At 66.2% G+C, this 15,301-nt stretch carries 12 protein-coding genes; 3 read left to right on the top strand and 9 right to left on the bottom strand.

The window, feature by feature from the left end:
• Positions 1–7: 7 nt before the first annotated feature.
• The 6 genes from ACWEKS_RS24700 to ACWEKS_RS24675 all read right to left on the bottom strand — a co-directional run bounded on the left by ACWEKS_RS24700 (position 8) and on the right by ACWEKS_RS24675 (position 7,723).
• Positions 8–1,063 carry an NADH-quinone oxidoreductase subunit B family protein gene (locus tag ACWEKS_RS24700; protein WP_452342258.1) on the bottom strand — a complete coding sequence of 352 codons (1,056 nt, stop codon included), beginning with the start codon at positions 1,061–1,063 and terminating at the stop codon, positions 8–10.
• 129 nt (positions 1,064–1,192) lie between these two features.
• Entirely contained in the window at positions 1,193–2,032 is an 840-nt protein-coding gene (gene hypB / locus ACWEKS_RS24695; RefSeq protein ID WP_452342257.1) for a hydrogenase nickel incorporation protein HypB, read from the bottom strand.
• Positions 1,990–2,364 (bottom strand): hydrogenase maturation nickel metallochaperone HypA, encoded by a 375-nt coding sequence (gene hypA / locus ACWEKS_RS24690; protein ID WP_364618352.1) that lies wholly within the window; start codon positions 2,362–2,364, stop codon positions 1,990–1,992. Before hypA ends, hypB begins: the two co-directional genes overlap by 43 nt.
• A 94-nt stretch (positions 2,365–2,458) precedes the next feature.
• Entirely contained in the window at positions 2,459–3,544 is a 1,086-nt protein-coding gene (locus ACWEKS_RS24685) for a HoxN/HupN/NixA family nickel/cobalt transporter (RefSeq protein WP_452342344.1), read from the bottom strand.
• A 147-nt stretch (positions 3,545–3,691) separates the two neighbouring features.
• Positions 3,692–4,375 carry a PAS and ANTAR domain-containing protein gene (locus ACWEKS_RS24680; protein ID WP_452342256.1) on the bottom strand — a complete coding sequence of 228 codons (684 nt, stop codon included), beginning with the start codon at positions 4,373–4,375 and terminating at the stop codon, positions 3,692–3,694.
• Positions 4,376–4,450: 75 nt separating this feature from the next.
• Entirely contained in the window at positions 4,451–7,723 is a 3,273-nt protein-coding gene (locus ACWEKS_RS24675; RefSeq protein ID WP_452342255.1) for a protein kinase domain-containing protein, read from the bottom strand.
• A gap of 380 nt (positions 7,724–8,103) precedes the next feature.
• On the opposite strand from ACWEKS_RS24675, the gene ACWEKS_RS24670 reads away from it, so the two are divergent.
• Positions 8,104–8,607 (top strand): transglycosylase SLT domain-containing protein, encoded by a 504-nt coding sequence (locus tag ACWEKS_RS24670; RefSeq protein WP_452342254.1) that lies wholly within the window; start codon positions 8,104–8,106, stop codon positions 8,605–8,607.
• A gap of 291 nt (positions 8,608–8,898) precedes the next feature.
• On the opposite strand, the gene ACWEKS_RS24665 is transcribed toward ACWEKS_RS24670, so the two are convergent.
• The gene (locus ACWEKS_RS24665) at positions 8,899–12,174 is read right to left on the bottom strand and encodes a protein kinase domain-containing protein (protein ID WP_452342253.1); all 3,276 of its coding nucleotides are present in this window, start codon (positions 12,172–12,174) and stop codon (positions 8,899–8,901) included.
• Between the two features lie 408 nt (positions 12,175–12,582).
• On the opposite strand from ACWEKS_RS24665, the gene ACWEKS_RS24660 reads away from it, so the two are divergent.
• Positions 12,583–13,092 carry a transglycosylase SLT domain-containing protein gene (locus tag ACWEKS_RS24660; RefSeq protein WP_452342252.1) on the top strand — a complete coding sequence of 170 codons (510 nt, stop codon included), beginning with the start codon at positions 12,583–12,585 and terminating at the stop codon, positions 13,090–13,092.
• Between the two features lie 294 nt (positions 13,093–13,386).
• Here the strand turns inward: ACWEKS_RS24660 and ACWEKS_RS24655 are convergent, their stop codons facing one another.
• The gene (locus ACWEKS_RS24655) at positions 13,387–13,893 is read right to left on the bottom strand and encodes a tautomerase family protein (protein WP_452342251.1); all 507 of its coding nucleotides are present in this window, start codon (positions 13,891–13,893) and stop codon (positions 13,387–13,389) included.
• A gap of 95 nt (positions 13,894–13,988) precedes the next feature.
• On the opposite strand from ACWEKS_RS24655, the gene ACWEKS_RS24650 reads away from it, so the two are divergent.
• A complete protein-coding gene (locus tag ACWEKS_RS24650; protein ID WP_452342250.1) occupies positions 13,989–14,480 on the top strand; it encodes a winged helix-turn-helix transcriptional regulator in 492 nt (163 codons plus the stop codon).
• On the opposite strand, the gene ACWEKS_RS24645 is transcribed toward ACWEKS_RS24650, so the two are convergent.
• The gene (locus ACWEKS_RS24645) at positions 14,481–15,152 is read right to left on the bottom strand and encodes a cyclase family protein (protein WP_452342249.1); all 672 of its coding nucleotides are present in this window, start codon (positions 15,150–15,152) and stop codon (positions 14,481–14,483) included.
• Positions 15,153–15,301: the final 149 nt, after the last annotated feature.

The raw sequence follows: 15,301 nt of genomic DNA, 5'->3' as shown, positions 1-15,301 counted from the left end.
GCCTTCCCTACCAGGTCCGGACCGCGCCGGAATCCAGTTTGTCTCCCTTGTGCCGCCAGCTCGGCTCCTTGTCCACGGTGCGGCCGGTGATGTGCCGCAGACTGCGAATCACCGAGCCGTACAAACCCGACGCGGTGGAGGAGAACTTGCCGCCCGGCGGCGGGTCCATGAAGGGCATGAACTTGTCCGGGAATCCGGGCATGGTGCAACCGATACAGATACCACCCACATTCGGGCAACCGCCGACGCCGTTAATCCAACCGCGTTTGGGCACATTGCATTTCACGACCGGGCCCCAGCACCCCAATTTCACGATGCATTTCGGCGAGCCGTATTCGGTGGCGAAATCCCCTTGCTCGTAATAGCCCGCGCGATCGCACCCCTCGTGCACCGTCGCACCGAAAAGCCATTTGGGGCGCAATGCCTCGTCGAGCGGGATCATCGGGGCCTGGCCGGTGGCCATGTAGAGCAGGTAGGTCAGGGTCTCGGAGAGATTGTCGGGCTGGATCGGGCAACCCGGCACGCACACGATGGGTATGCCGGCCTTGCTCTTCCACTCCCAGCCCAGGTAGTCGGGGACGCCCATGGCGCCGGTCGGGTTGCCGGCCATGGCGTGGATGCCGCCGTAGGTCGCGCAGGTGCCGGCCGCGACGATCGCGGTCGCCTTCGGGGCCAGCCGATCGACCCATTCGCTGGTGGTCATGGGCTGGTTGGTCTCGGGATTGTTGCCGAACCCGCACCAGTAGCCCTCGACGTGCAAACGCTCGTTCGGGATCGACCCCTCGACGACCAGGACGAAGGGTTCGAGCTCGCCACGATCGGCCTTGAAGAACCATTCGAGGAAGTCGTCGGCTCCCCCGGTCGGGCCACATTCGTAATCGATGAGTGGCCAATGTACGGCGATCTTGGGCAGGCCAGGCAGGGATCCGAGAGCTATCTCCTCGACACTGGGCTGGGTGGCGGCAGTCAGGGCCACCGAGTCGCCATCACAACTGAGTCCCGCGTTGATCCAGAGAACATGGATCAGCGTCTGCTCCGCATTGACTGCTTCTTTAGTCGGCATGGAAAGGTGCCACCCTTCGAAGCGAAATGCCAGGCGGTCGGGCGTCGCCGTTTTCTCGAAAACGACCGGCCGGGATGTGAGCCTGATCACGTAAGTTTAGGCGCGGCCCGAGACCGCCTCAAGGGCCCGCTAAGCAGGTACGCGCTGTGCGGACAGCCACTCGTACCACTGCGCCAGACCCGCCCCGGTGGACGCCGATATCTCCAGGATTCGGACTCCGGGATTCACCGATCGCGCGAGCTCACCGAAGCGGTCCGGGTCGAAGTCGACGTAGGGCAACAGGTCGATCTTGTTGATCAGCACCAGGGTCGCCACCGAGAACATGTGCGGATACTTCAGCGGCTTGTCGGTGCCCTCGGTCACCGAGATCACCACGACCTTGCCGCTCTCGCCCAGATCGAACAGCGCCGGGCACACCAGGTTTCCGACGTTCTCGATGAACAGCAGGCTGCCGGACTCCGGTGCGAGCAGGTCGAGGGCGCGCCGGGTCATGGCCGCGTCCAGGTGACAGCCGGCACCGGTGTTGATCTGTGCCACCTTGCATCCCGTGGCCATGATCCGCTCGGCGTCGAGCAGGGTCTCCTGATCCCCCTCGATGACGGCGATCGGGGCCCCACCGAGTTCACGGATGGTGCGCACCAGCAGCGTGGTCTTTCCCGCGCCCGGCGAGCTCGTCATATTGAGCGCGAGGATGTCGCGTTCGGCGAGCCAGGCCCGGTTCTCCTGTGCCAGCCGGTCGTTCTTGGCCAGGACCTGCTGCTCCAGCGTCACGGTCTCGGTGATCGGCAGGTGCACGTGATCACCGCCGTGCTCGTGGCCGGCATGGTCGTGCCCCGGGTGCCCATGGTCGTGATGGGCGTGGTCGTCATGGACGTGGCCGTGATGGTCATGGTCTTCGCCCGGGTCGTGCGGGTGGGGGACGGTGATCAGTCCGCCCGTCTCGCCACCGCATCCGCAGGTAGCACACATGGGTCGCTCACCTCCATGGATCGGATTCGCAGCTCCCGCCCGGCGGTCACCTCGACATCCGCACTGCCGCAACGGCACAGCAGCACAGGATCGGGCAGGACGAAGTCCCGGCCGCAGGCCCGGCACCGGGCCATGCCGGGAATGAGATGGATGTCCAGACGTGCGCCGGCCGCGACGGTTCCCTCGGCGGCCAGATCGAAGCAGAATCGCAGGGCGTCGGGGACGACGGCACAGAGTGCGCCGATCTCGAGCGTCACGCTATGGACGGTGCGGCCGGCCGCATGTTCGCCGACGGCATCGATGACACTCTGGGTAATCGCCATCTCGTGCACAACGACTCGTCTCGTCGAGAAGAACCCCTACCGAGAAGGACCCCTATCAAGCTACTCCCGAGCCGTGCCCCGCACACCACCTCACCCCTGAGGTTCATTCCCCGGCGTCAGGTTGCCGCGCGGTGGTCCACTTTTCCTCGAGGCCACCGTAGTGCCAGGTCAGCAGGGCAATGGCCCAGGTGAGGACGAACAGGCCGACCACGAGGAAACCGACCGCGTTGAGGTCGAGTCCGCCGGCCCGATCCCAGACGCCGCCGGTCCAGCCCAATTGGCCGGCGAGCAGGCCGAGCAGCTCGATGGTGCCGATGATCAGGGCGACCGCGACGGACAGCGCCGTGACGGTGATGTTGTAGTAGACCCTGCGCACGGGTTTGGCGAAGGCCCACCCGTAGGCGACGTTCATGAAGCCGCCGTCGATGGTGTCGAGCAGGCTCATGCCGGCGGCGAACAGAATCGGCAGACACAGAATCGCGTACCAGGGCAGGCCCACCGCCGCGCTGGTGCCGGCCAATACCAGCAGCGCGACCTCGGTGGCGGTGTCGAAGCCGAGACCGAACAGCAGCCCGATCGGATACATCTGCCAGGGCTTGGTCACCGACCTCGCCACCGGCCCGAGCAGCCGATTCACCAGGCCGCGCTGTGCCAGCTGCTGCTCCAGCTCGGCCTCGTCGTAGGCGCCGCCGCGCATGCGCCCGAAGACCCGCAGAATACCCACCAGCACAACGAGATTCAGGATCGCGATGAGGTAGAGGAACGTCCCGGATACCGTCGTGCCGATCAGTCCGGTGTAGTGATGCAGGGCCGAGGAGTCGTTCTCGATCGGCCCGGCGACGACCCGCACGCCCAGCGAGAGCAGCAGGGCCAGCACGAAGACGACCGTGGAATGTCCCAGAGAGAAGAAGAATCCCACCGACAGCGGACGTTGCCCATCGTGCATGAGCTTGCGGGTGGTGTTGTCGATGGCGGCGATGTGGTCGGCGTCGAACGCATGCCGCATACCCAGGGTGTACGCGGTCAGGCCGACTCCGATGCCGAGGGTGCGGTCACCGACGCTGAGATGCTGCGGGGCGACGAGCGCGACCAGCGTGAACCAGCCCAGCACATGCAGGCCGACGATCAGCCCGGCCATCGCCACCATTTGCAGCGATTCCGGCCGGGTCAGCACCAGGGGTTTCGGCAACGCGCGAAAGGGCCTGCGCTGCTGCGTTGTTGATGCCACGATCTGCCAATCGACGCACACCGAACCCTCTGACGGTAAACCCGTGCTCGCCGGTGCTGCAACCGATTGTTCGCGTAGCGCGGGATGCGGCCCGAAAACCGCCAGGGGTCATTGCTCGGGCACTCGCTCATGGGCGGTCAGCAGCAGATGGTCGAAGTGGGTGCTAATCGGCTTCGCCGCATCCGCCAGAGCTTGCAGGTCCTCCATCAATTGCGCGGCCAGGGCACGCAGCTTGGTGTTGGTCTCCTGCGATCGCCAGGCGAGCACCCGGAACGCGGCCTCGGCGCTGACACCGTAGACCAGCATGATCGCCCCCTTGGCCTGCTCGATCACCGCACGCGCGGCATACAGCTCGGGCAGGCTGTCGTCGAGAGCCTCCTGACGGTGCTCGGCGAGCGCATCGGTCACGTCGATGTAGAAACCGGCCGATCCGACAACCCGATCCTGACCGTCGACCATCTGATCACCCACCACGATCACGTCGTGCACGTTCCCGCCGGTATCGATGATGCGGTGGCGGCTCGAGAACGGCAGCGCATCGTTCACCGAACGCGCGATCATGCTCGCGACCTGGGCACGATCCTCGGGATGCTTGTGCGAGAGCAGCAGATCAGTGGTCGGCGACACCGCGCCCGGCCGGTAGCCGTGCATCATCGCCACCTCATCGGACCACTCCCACCGCTGGTCACCGAACCAGAAGCGGAAGCTACCGAAGCTCTGTGGGCGACCGGCGCCCATCACCCGTTCGAGGATCCGCGCATCGTCCGGATGAGCCTCGCCGCCTTGGGCCACAGCCGAATTATCCGTTGCCGCACCGGCACGGGGAGCAATTCGGCGCGGCCGACACCACAGCGAGACGCCGGCCGGTCATCCTGGACTGCCGCCGGAATTTTCCGCAGCCCACGCCGCTATCTGCGCGCGCGAGGTGAAACCCAATTTGGCCAGGATGTGTTCGACGTGCCCCTGTGCGGTGCGTTGCGAGATCACCAGACGTGACGCGATCGCTCTGTTCGTCAGACCTTCCGCGACGAGATCGGCGACCTGCCGCTCACGTTTCGTCAACTGCTGCGGCGAAGTATCGGGCGCGGGGGACGGTTCGTCGAGCGCGAGCCGTACGGCCGTGTCGAGGCTCATCGCGGAACCTTCCTGGCGGGCCCGGTCGAAGGCTCGTACGCCGAGCGCTTGCCGGCTGCTCCGCATGCACTCGGCACGGTATTCGAGCAGATCACGGACCATGAGCGTATCGGTGCCGGCCAGGCCCCCCAGCTTGTCCGCTGCGCCCATCAGGACCGCCGCACGGCGAGGTTCGTTCCGGTCGGCCGCAATCCATGCCAGCGTCTCCAGGCAACCCGCGGCGACGAGCGGATCAGATGTCAGTGCGGACAACCGAACGCCTTCCTCCAGCAGGCGCTTGGCGCGTTCGACGTCGCCGCAGCGCCAAACGGCGAAGCCCGCCGCGAACAACGCCCATGAGCGATAGATCGTTTCGCCGCAGGCTGCTGTCATGGCCAGCGTCTTCTCGTGGCAGGCGACGGCCCGGGCTGCGTCACCGCCCAGGGCGTAGGCCCAGCCGAGGGACAGTTGAGCGTCCAACTGCATTCCGAGCTCGCCGCACGCCTCGTAACTGCTGACGACATCGGTCAGCAGGGCAACCGCGTCGGACTCACCGACATTGCCGCGGGCGAGCGCCTGATTCCCCTCGGCGTGGTTGACCAAGGCTCCGACCAGCGGTTCCACCGTCTGCTCGGCGAGTACGCGAAGCTCCGTGAACCGGTCGTTCGCGGTCTGCAGGTCGCCGTTCAAACCCGCGATCGTGCCGGCGGCGAAGAGTGCCCTGGCTCGACCCGTGGTCCGGCCGTCGAGCGAATGGCCGAGCACGCGCTCATACCAGCGACGACCCTCATACAGCCGCCCACGCGAGCCCCAGAACAGGTACAGGTTCGTGATCATCCCGAGCCCGCCTTCGTCGGACTCGGACAGGCTGAACTCCAACGCCTCTCGAAGATTCGGCAGCTCCCGCTCGAGCCGGGCAACCCAATCCAGTTGATGCGGGCCGATGAAATTGGCGTCTGCCTCGCGGACCAGTCGTTCACACCAGTCCCGATGCCGCCGGCGCAGGTCCGGGAACCGACCGGACTCCTCCGCCTTCTCCCGGCCGAACTCCTGCACCGTCTCGAGCATCCGGAAGCGCACCGCCCCATCGGCTTCCTGCCGGACCAGGATCGATTTGTCCACCAGCGCGGACAAGGTATCGAGCGCCTGGGACTCGGTCATGTCATCGGCGCACACCTGCTCGACGGCGTCGAGTTCGAAGCCGCCGGCGAATACGGACAAGCAAGCCCACAGCCGCTTCTCGTCGGGTGTGCACAGGTCATAGCTCCAATTGACGCAATACCACAGCGTCTGCTGCCGCTTCGGCGTTCCCCGGCCACCCCGGGTCAACAGGGCGTATCGGTCCGTCAGCCGGGTCTGGATCTGCTCGACCGACATCGTGCGCAGGCGCGCCGCGGCCAGCTCGATCGCCAACGGCAATCCGTCCAGCCTGGTGCAGATCTGGGCAATGGCACGCTGATTCGCTTCGGTCACCTCGAATCCCGGCACCGCCGCGGCGGCGCGTTCGACGAACAGTGCCACCGCGTGGGAGTGCGCCAGCGCCCGCTCATTGGCCGAATCGGGAATCCCGAGCGGCTGCACCGGATACACGGTTTCCCCGCCGATCCCCAGCGCCTCCCGGCTCGTGGCCAGGATTCGCACATTCGGACACGCCCGCAGCAGCGCCTCCGACAGCTTCGCGGCCGCGTCGACCACGTGCTCACAGTTGTCCAGCACCAGCAGCAGGTCATACGGTCCCAGCGCCTCCACCAGCGTGTCGAGCACGGATATGACACCTTGGCTTCGTATTCCGAAGACAGCGGCAACCGCATCGGGCAGCAGAGCATCATCGCGCAGCTCCGCCAACTCGACCAGCCATGCCCCGTTCGCAAACTTCTGCCGGGCCTTGTGAGCGACTCGCTGTGCGAGCCTTGACTTTCCGACCCCGCCGATCCCGGTCAGGGTCACCAGGCGCGACCCCGCTAGCAGATTGCCGACCTCGGACAACTGGGTCCGTCGATCGACGAAGCTGGTCAGCTCGAGCGGCAGATTTCCCGTCCCCTCATGTAATCCGTCGCTGCGGATACGCGGAACTCCTTGCCGCCCTGACCGTTCCGGACTCACGAACGATTCGGATTCGAAGCCCGATTCGTCGCGAACCGCCATCTCGTCGACCGCGAAACCGTGCTCTCGCTGTATTCGGCGCAGTTGGTCGCCCAATTGCGCTGCGGTAGGCCGGTCGTGCGGGTCGCGCGACATCGCCGCCTCGATCACTGCGCGTACGTCCCAGGGGATACCGATTTCGCAGCGGTCGGGATTCGAGGGGGCGGTGATCCGCACGAACTGGGTCGCCGCCTGCTCACCGCGGCGGCGTTCGAACCCGACGTGGCCGCCGGTGAGAGCACCGAGCAGTGTGGCTCCCAGCCCGTAGACATCCGAACCACGGCTGGGTGACTGTCCACCGAGCACCTCGGGCGCGGTGAGGGCCGGCGAGCTGGTGATGATGTCGGCATCGGTCTCGAACTCGTCGGAGACGTGGGCGAGACCGAAGTCGGTCAACGCCGGCTCGTCGTAATCGGTGAGCAGAATATTCGCCGGCCTGATATCGCGGTGTAGGACTCCTGCTCGATGTGCGGATTCCAGCGCCCCCGCGATCCGCACCCCGATATGAAGAGTGTCCGCGAGAGACAGCGGACCGTCGTCCCGGATACGTTCAGCCAGCGAGCCCCGGGAAAAGTACGGCATGACCAGATAGGGACGACCGCTGCCCGTTTGCCCCACCTCGAACATGCTGACGATGTTCGGATGCCCGGTGAGACGACCCATCGCCCGCTGCTCACGGAAGAACCGCTCCCGGTCCTCCTCCAGTTCACCGGTGAGGACCTTCACCGCCACGGTGCGGTCGGCGGCAACCTGCGTGCACCGGTAGACAGTCCCGAGACCGCCCCGCCCGATCTCGTGGGCGTCGTCGAACCCGGCAGCGCTCAACTCCGTGACGACGTTGGGACCGGCATCACGCTGCGTTTCGAATGGAACATTTTCAGCCATCGGTAACTCGTAAATCTCCAGCAGCGGACACCAGTCAGAATATCCCTGCGCGGGTGGTCGGACCATCACAAAAAATGCTCGCGACCGGCCGTGACCGCACTGCGCGGAGGCTGTTGGTTCCCGGGTGGCAACCTCCTGCCATGCCCGACACGGATACCGGCGGCCCGGCGGATCCAGCCAAGAGCGGGAAAAGGGCAAAGTCCCGGAAATAGGTATGTCTCGGGTAGATCGGCCGTCGTGCCGACACAGGCCCGCAACCAATGCTGTCTTCACTGCCGACGCGGCCGATTCACCCGAAACGCCGCCAGGGCTCCCATTCGCCCCGCAGGCCGCAACGAAGCGACATGTGCTCGGCAACGAAATTCCTGAGGAGGAACTCAATGGCAACTGGACGCCGCCCCCGGACCGCCCTTCGCTTCGCCGTCTACGCCCTGGCAGCCGCATCACTGACGATCACGGCAACCGCCGAGGCATCGGCACTCGTCGCGCAATCACCGGCACAAGCCGTACCGGCAGCCATGAGTCTTTCCGGCACGAAGGTTTCGGCCGAGTCCGGCGTGTACGGTTCCGACCTCGACGGCTGGATCCGCCAAGCCCTCGACATCATGGCCGCACAAGGCATCCCGGGCAGCTACGACGCCATCCACCGCAACATCATGCGCGAATCCGGCGGAGACCCCGGGGCGATCAACCTCTACGACTCCAACGCAGCCATCGGCACCCCATCCAAAGGCCTACTCCAGGTCATCGACCCCACCTTCCAGGCCTACCACGTCGCCGGAACCTCCTGGGACATCTACGATCCCGTAGCCAACATCACCGCCGCCTGCAACTACGCAGCCGCACGCTACGGCTCCATGGACAACGTCAACTCCGCATACTGATCGTCGATAACCCGGCCCGCTATACAAGGGCGTGATCCTCGACTTCGGCCCGGCAATCTCGCAGCGTCGCGAGGTTGTCGGGCCGAGCCTCAACCAGCCACGCTGTGGCGTCACACTCACAGGTGCGGAACAGAGCGGCTCGGTTGCTGTCGGCGGTGACTACGCTGCCGATCTGGCGGTATTGCGTTGTGGGCCAGGCCTTTTCGGGCTGGTGGCCTCGACCTCGATGGTGTCTCGACCCTTCGCCCTCGAGCTTCCCCGAGTATCGGATCCCATTGCCGGCCGGCACGGTCACTGAACCTGTCGTTCGGCGTCCTCTGCGATCCAGGCCGCGATTTGCGCGCGGGAGGTGAATCCGAGTTTGGTGAGGATGTGCTCGACGTGGCCCTGGGCGGTGCGTTGGGAGATCACCAGTTTGGCGGCGATCTGCTTGTTGGTGAGGCCCTGCGCGATGAGGTCCGCGACCTGGTTCTCACGCTTGGTGAGAGCCGCGGCGGGACCCGATCCGGGCACGGTGTCGGCAGGTTTCTCGCCGAGTGCACAAGCCACGGCGTCGTCCATCCCCATCGTTCTGCCTTTGCGGAATGCCGCATCGAATCTGCGGGCGCCGAGAGCGGATCGCGTTGTCCGGACGCACTCGTCGTGATTGTCCACCATTGGCACGATGGGCGCAGGGTTCCCGAAGGACCGCCGCCCTTCTTCTGCGGCTCCCATCAGTACGGCTGCACGCTCGGCGTCACCGTTGGCACCGACGACCCAGGCCAGCACCTCGAGGCTCAACGCGGCAACGAACGGACTGCGCATTCGCCGGTTGACTCGCAGAGCGTCCTCGAACAATTCGGTTGCACGGGACCGTTCACCTTGCCGCCAGGCGGCAACGCCCAGGCCCCACAGCGCTAGCGACCGGAAGTACGATTCACCGACCTCTTCGGTGATGGAGATCAACTGCCGGTAACACTGGATCGCCACTTCTGTATCACCGGCCAGCGCGTGCACCCCACCGAGTCGGGCCAAAGCAACAGCGTAAAGGGATCCTTGCCGATTCGAGTCGAGCATCCTGACAGCGCGTTCCAAGCAGGAGACCGCTAGAGCAAGCTCACCGCGATAGAGCGCCACGATACCGTCGGCGTAGGCGATCAGTGCCTGGTTCATCGGGGTGGGAACCTGTTCGGCGAGCACGCGTCCCTCCTCGGCAAGGGCGGCAGCCGCCGGCACGTCGCCCTGCACCGCTGCCATGATGCAGCCGGCGTGAAGGGCTTTGACACGGTCGGGTACGGATTGCCGGGCCGGGTGGTGCAGGAGCCGGTCGATCCAACGGCGACCTTCGCTGTACAGACCTCGGAAAGTCCAGAACACGAATAGTGCGGCGGCGGTTTGCAATCCCGCCTCGGCTGCCTGCTCGGTGTCCTCGGCCAGGCTGTATTCGAGCGCGTCGCGCAGGTTGGGTTGTTCGCGTTCGAGCCTGGCGGTCCAGTAGGCCTGCCGGTCGCTGATCCACTCGGCCTCTGCGGCCAGCGCCAATTGCTGGTACCAGTCGCGGTGCCGGCGCCGTAGTTGCTGCTCCTCGCCGGCCTCGTGCAGCTTCTCTCGGCCGTAGTCGCGGACTGTCTCCAGCATCCGGAACCGCACCACACCATTCGACTCCTCGCGGATCACGATCGACTTGTCCATCAGCGAGGACAGCACATCGACCGGATCCTCGGGAGCAGGGTCGGCACCGCACACCTGTTCAGCGGCATCGAGTTCGAAGCCTCCGGCGAATATCGACAGCCTGGCCCACAACCGCTGCTCGGCCGGGCTGCACAATTCGTAGCTCCAGTCGACACACCATCGCAGGGCCTGCTGCCGGGTGGGCGCGGTACGGGTGGCACGGGTCAGCAGCGCGTATCGATCGTCGAGGCGCGCCAGGATCTGCTCGGGCGACATGGTGCGCATCCGCGCAGCCGCCAGCTCGATCGCCAGCGGCAATCCATCCAACCGGACACAGATCCGAGCCACGGCGGCCTTGTCGTCGTCGGACAGTTCCAGACCCGGCACCACCGCGGCCGCACGATCGGCGAACAAGGTCACCGCGTCGTTGCGTCGTAGTTCCCGCGGCGACGGCTCCCGATCCGGGTCCGGCATCGTCAGCGCCGGCACCAGCAGCACCGCCTCGCCGGCGATATCGAGCGGTTCGCGGGTGGTGACCAGAATCCGCAGGTCCGGACAACTCCGCAACCATGTCCCGACCAGTTCCGCCACCGCGGCCACCAGCTGCTCGCAGTTGTCCAGCACCAGCAGCGACTTCCGAGTGGACAGGAACTCGACCAACACCTCGGGCAACGGCCGCGCCGGATCATCGCGCAAGTCCAGGGCGGCCGCCACCGCGTTGACCAGCAGGGACGGGTCATGGACGTCGGCCAGCTCGACCAACCACACCCCGTCGGTGAACTCCCGGCGCGCGGTCGCCGCCGCCCGCAACGCCAGCCGGGTCTTGCCGACACCACCGATCCCGGTCAGCGTCACCAACCGGGCCGCCGACAGCAGATTCTTCAACTCCGCCAGCTCAGTGCGGCGGTCGACGAAACTGGTCAACTCCAGCGGCAATGTGCCCGCACTCCGGGAGATCGGCGGCACCGGTAGGCGCCACCCCGGCGTGGCGGGCTTGTCCCGGCGCTCTGGGGCCGGTTCGGGTTGCAACGCCATCTCTTCGACCGTAAACCCGTGGTGGCGCTGCGCGCGCTGGATCGACTCCCCCAGCGCCGCTGCCGACGGCCGTCGGAGGGGATCGCGGCTCATCGCCGCCGCGACCACCGCGGACACGTCGTCGGGGATGCCGCTGTCGCGCAGGTCCGGCACCGGCTGGGTGGTGATCCGCAGGAACTGGGTCACCACGTTCTCCCCGCTACGACGCTCGAACGCCGCATGCCCGGTCAACGCACAGAACAAAGTGGCACCCAGCCCGTAGACATCCGCGGCCGACGTGGGAGTCTGGCCCTCGAGCACCTCGGGGGCCGTGAACGCCGGCGACCCGGTCAGAGTGCCCGCGGTCGTCTGGAACCCCCCGGCGATCCGCGCGATACCGAAATCCGTGAGCGCCGGCTCGCCGTACTCGGTCAGCAGCACATTGTCCGGCTTCACATCCCGATGCACGATGCCGAGGCGACGCGCGCTCTCCAGCGCCCCTGCCATCTTCACCCCGATCCACAACACGGTCTCGACCGGCAGCGGACCCTGCCCGCGGATCCGTGCCTCCAGCGAGCCGACCGCGTGATATGGCATCACCAGATAGGGTCGCCCGCTCGCGGTGGCACCCGCCTGCAGCATCGTCACGATGTTCGGATGCCCGGTCAACCGGCCCATCGCCTGCTGCTCCCGGAAGAACCGCGCCCGGTTCTCTTCGTCCAGTTCGGCGGTGAGGATCTTCACCGCCACCGTCCGATCCAGCTCGGTCTGTGTGCAGCGGTAGACCACCCCGAAACCGCCCCGGCCGATCTCCTCGGCATCCTCGAACCCAGCTGCGGCCAATTCGTCCGTGACCGGCTCGAACACGTCACGAACTGTCAGGAACCGATCGTCCTCACTCATCAGCGGCCCACCATTCACCGGCGTCCCGGCACCGAGCAACACCCGGCAAATCTTCGTCAACGCACAGCGTATCCCCGCCGAACCTCGGCAACCCGAGCTATCGGGAAGGCGCTCCAGAGTTGGAAAACGCGGTGCGAACAGCCGAATGCCGGGACACGGGCCGGCCCGTTCCCGCAGCCGGGTCACGGGTCTCCACCGCTACGCGCGGACCCCGCACGCGGATTGAGCAAGAAGCAGAAATAGGTATGTCTCGGGTAGATCGGCCGTCGTGCCGACACAGGCCCGCAATCAATGCTTTCACTGCCGACGCGGCCGATTCACCCGAAACGCCGCCAGGGCTCCCTTTCGCCCCGCAGGCCGCATCGAAGCGACATGTGCTCGGCAACGAAATTCCTGAGGAGGAACTCCATGGCCACCGGACCCCGTCCCCGCACCCGGACTGCCCGCCGTCTCGCCATCTACGCCCTGGCAGCCGCATCACTGACGATCACGGCAACCGCCGAGGCATCGGCACTCGTGCCGGAAACGTCGGCAGGGACCGTTCCAGCGGCTATGAGCGTTTCCGGTACGAAGGTTCTGGCCGAGTCCGGCGTGTACGGTTCCGACCTCGACGGCTGGATCCGCCAAGCCCTCGACATCATGGCCGCACAAGGCATCCCGGGCAGCTACGACGCCATCCACCGCAACATCATGCGCGAATCCGGCGGAGATCCCGGGGCGATCAACCTCTACGACTCCAACGCAGCCATCGGCACCCCATCCAAGGGCCTACTCCAGGTCATCGACCCCACCTTCCAGGCCTACCACGTCGCCGGAACCTCCTGGGACATCTACGATCCCGTAGCCAACATCACCGCCGCCTGCAACTACGCAGCCGCACGCTACGGCTCCATGGACAACGTCAACTCCGCATACTGACCCGCAGAAGCCCGACCCGCCGACTCGCGCCCGCATGAAATTTCTTCGCGCGCCGGTTCGAGCTCGGTGGGACCGCGCTGGCTGGCTTCACGAGGTATTCATGCCGACGAGACCTTGCTGCGCGCGGATGACGAACTGGGCGGACCTCACCGACTTCGAGGTTTTCCCGGTCATCACCTCGGACGACGTGCCCTCCCGCCTCGAATCGGGCTGAGCCGCAGCATAATCCACGCCGTTGCCGGAGGCCGTCGGTGCCGGCGCTGCCTCGCAGATGGCGGCACCGGTACCGGGTGGTCAGCGCGCGCTGTGCGGGAGCGTGGTGCGTTCGACGCGGCTGGCGGCGATCCGCTCCGCCGCCAGCCGGGCGGCCCGTGCGTCGTCACCGGTCAGCCGGCCGAGAATTCGGCTCAATGGCCTGACTTCACCGAATCCGCCCCAGTGCCCCTCGGGAATCTCGGTGGGGAACACCCAGATTCGGCCGGGGTCACGGGGCCACGCGCCGTCCTCCGCGTCGAGTATCGCCTCGGTGACCGCTGCGATGACGCCCGCTCGCTTGGCGGTGTCCAGTTGCCCTTCCGGGACCGACGGGACCACTTTGTACCGCGGCATGTCGGCGGGTGCGCCGCCGACGTAGACCGCTGCCGGGCGGTGCAGGAACACCCACGAGACCGAGCGCGTGACCGGATCGGCGGGGTCGAATCCCTCATGGCGGATGAGGATTTCGGTGATCTGATTCATCAGCGCCGCTTCCCGCTCGGCCGTGAAGGTGCCCTCCGGAATGTAGACATCGAGCATCGGCATGGCGACGACCTCCTAGATTTAGTTTCTAAACTCAGACGAACGAACGCTAGGGCCGCTGAGTGGAGATTGTCAACCTAGCTCGATAGGGTGGCCATATGGACCCCGATCGTCGAATCGACACCGCCAACTGCTCGGTGGGACGCGCCCTGTCGGTAGTCGGCGAACGCTGGTCGTTGCTGATCGTTCGAGAGGCCATCGATGGCGCGACCCGCTTCAGCGACTTCCGTGACCGCTTGGGTATCGCCAGCAACCTGCTTTCCGCCCGGCTCGACAGCCTGGTCGAAGCCGGTGTGCTACAACGCATCCCATACCAGGAGCCGGGCTCCCGGCAGCGCTACGAGTACCGCCTCACCGAGCGCGGCCTCGACCTGCGGCCGACCCTGGTGGCGTTGCTGGAGTGGGGCGACAAGTATCTGGCCGATCCGCAGGGGCCGTCGGTCGTGATCCGCCATCACGCCCCCGGCGCCGACCACGACTGCGAAGCCCCGGTCCGGCTCGTCCTGGAATGCGCCGCGGGCCATGCCCATCTACCCCCATCGGCCATCCACCGCGCCCCCGGCCCGGGCGCCCAATTCGTGAAATCGTGATCAGCCGCCAGCGCCGCCGTGATCCGTCCAGGCAATAGCGCGCAGCGGAAACGAGCCCATCCCGCGCACCGGCGCCGGCAGTGCGACCAGCCTGGCGCCGATATCGGGGACCACGTCCAGGTTCGTCATCTGCTCGATGATCGGGATTCCCGCCCCGAGCAATGCGTGGTGACACGGACGCGTGGGCAGGGAGATATCGTCGATGTCGAGCGAGTCGATTCCGACCACCGCCACATTCGCAGCGACCAGCGCCTCCGCGACCTCGCCGATCAGGAACGGATGCCCGGGGCCCCGGTACGACGGCGACCCCCATCGAGCCGACCATCCGGTGTGCACGAGCACCGCCTTGCCCCAAAGCCGCGCCGGGTCACCGAGCACATCGGGTCCCACCGCGCGCATGCCCGCCGCGCGGATCATCACGATCGGTATATTGAGCAGCCGCTCCAGCGGCAACTCGGCGATATCGGCGCCATCGGCATGGAAATGGAAGGGCGCGTCGATATAGGTGCCGGTGTTGCCGACCATATCCACCCGCGCGATGTCATAGGCCATGTCGATCAGTGCCGACTGCTGACGCGAAATATCTGTGGTGACCCGCGGTCCCGTCAATCCCGGGTAGGTGAGCATGCCGTCCGAGATCGGATGGGACAACTCCACGGTTGTCTTGCTCATGCCAGGAACCGTACCTCGCAGATCCCCGGCTCGGACTCCCGATGGCCCCGAACGCCTCGGTGAGGCGTACACGATCGTCATGCCTGCCAGAACATCTCGATATCGACTCTGACCGGGTGTCGGGTCTGGCTCGCTGCTCGCTGGATGTT

It is taken from the genome of Nocardia sp. NPDC004711, from assembly GCF_053601595.1.
Note: the sequence above shows the minus strand (reverse complement) of the source record. Positions and strands in the feature narration are given on the sequence as shown.

Bases quoted from the DNA above. Each gene is read 5' to 3' on its own strand.
- ACWEKS_RS24650 (WP_452342250.1), top strand. From the start codon at position 13,989: ATGGACCCCGATCGTCGAATCGACACCGCCAACTGCTCGGTGGGACGC.
- ACWEKS_RS24665 (WP_452342253.1), bottom strand. From the start codon at position 12,174: ATGAGTGAGGACGATCGGTTCCTGACAGTTCGTGACGTGTTCGAGCCG.
- ACWEKS_RS24670 (WP_452342254.1), top strand. From the start codon at position 8,104: ATGGCAACTGGACGCCGCCCCCGGACCGCCCTTCGCTTCGCCGTCTAC.
- hypB (WP_452342257.1), bottom strand. From the start codon at position 2,032: ATGTGTGCTACCTGCGGATGCGGTGGCGAGACGGGCGGACTGATCACC.
- ACWEKS_RS24660 (WP_452342252.1), top strand. From the start codon at position 12,583: ATGGCCACCGGACCCCGTCCCCGCACCCGGACTGCCCGCCGTCTCGCC.
- ACWEKS_RS24675 (WP_452342255.1), bottom strand. From the start codon at position 7,723: ATGGCTGAAAATGTTCCATTCGAAACGCAGCGTGATGCCGGTCCCAAC.
- ACWEKS_RS24655 (WP_452342251.1), bottom strand. From the start codon at position 13,893: ATGCCGATGCTCGATGTCTACATTCCGGAGGGCACCTTCACGGCCGAG.
- ACWEKS_RS24700 (WP_452342258.1), bottom strand. From the start codon at position 1,063: ATGCCGACTAAAGAAGCAGTCAATGCGGAGCAGACGCTGATCCATGTT.
- ACWEKS_RS24645 (WP_452342249.1), bottom strand. From the start codon at position 15,152: ATGAGCAAGACAACCGTGGAGTTGTCCCATCCGATCTCGGACGGCATG.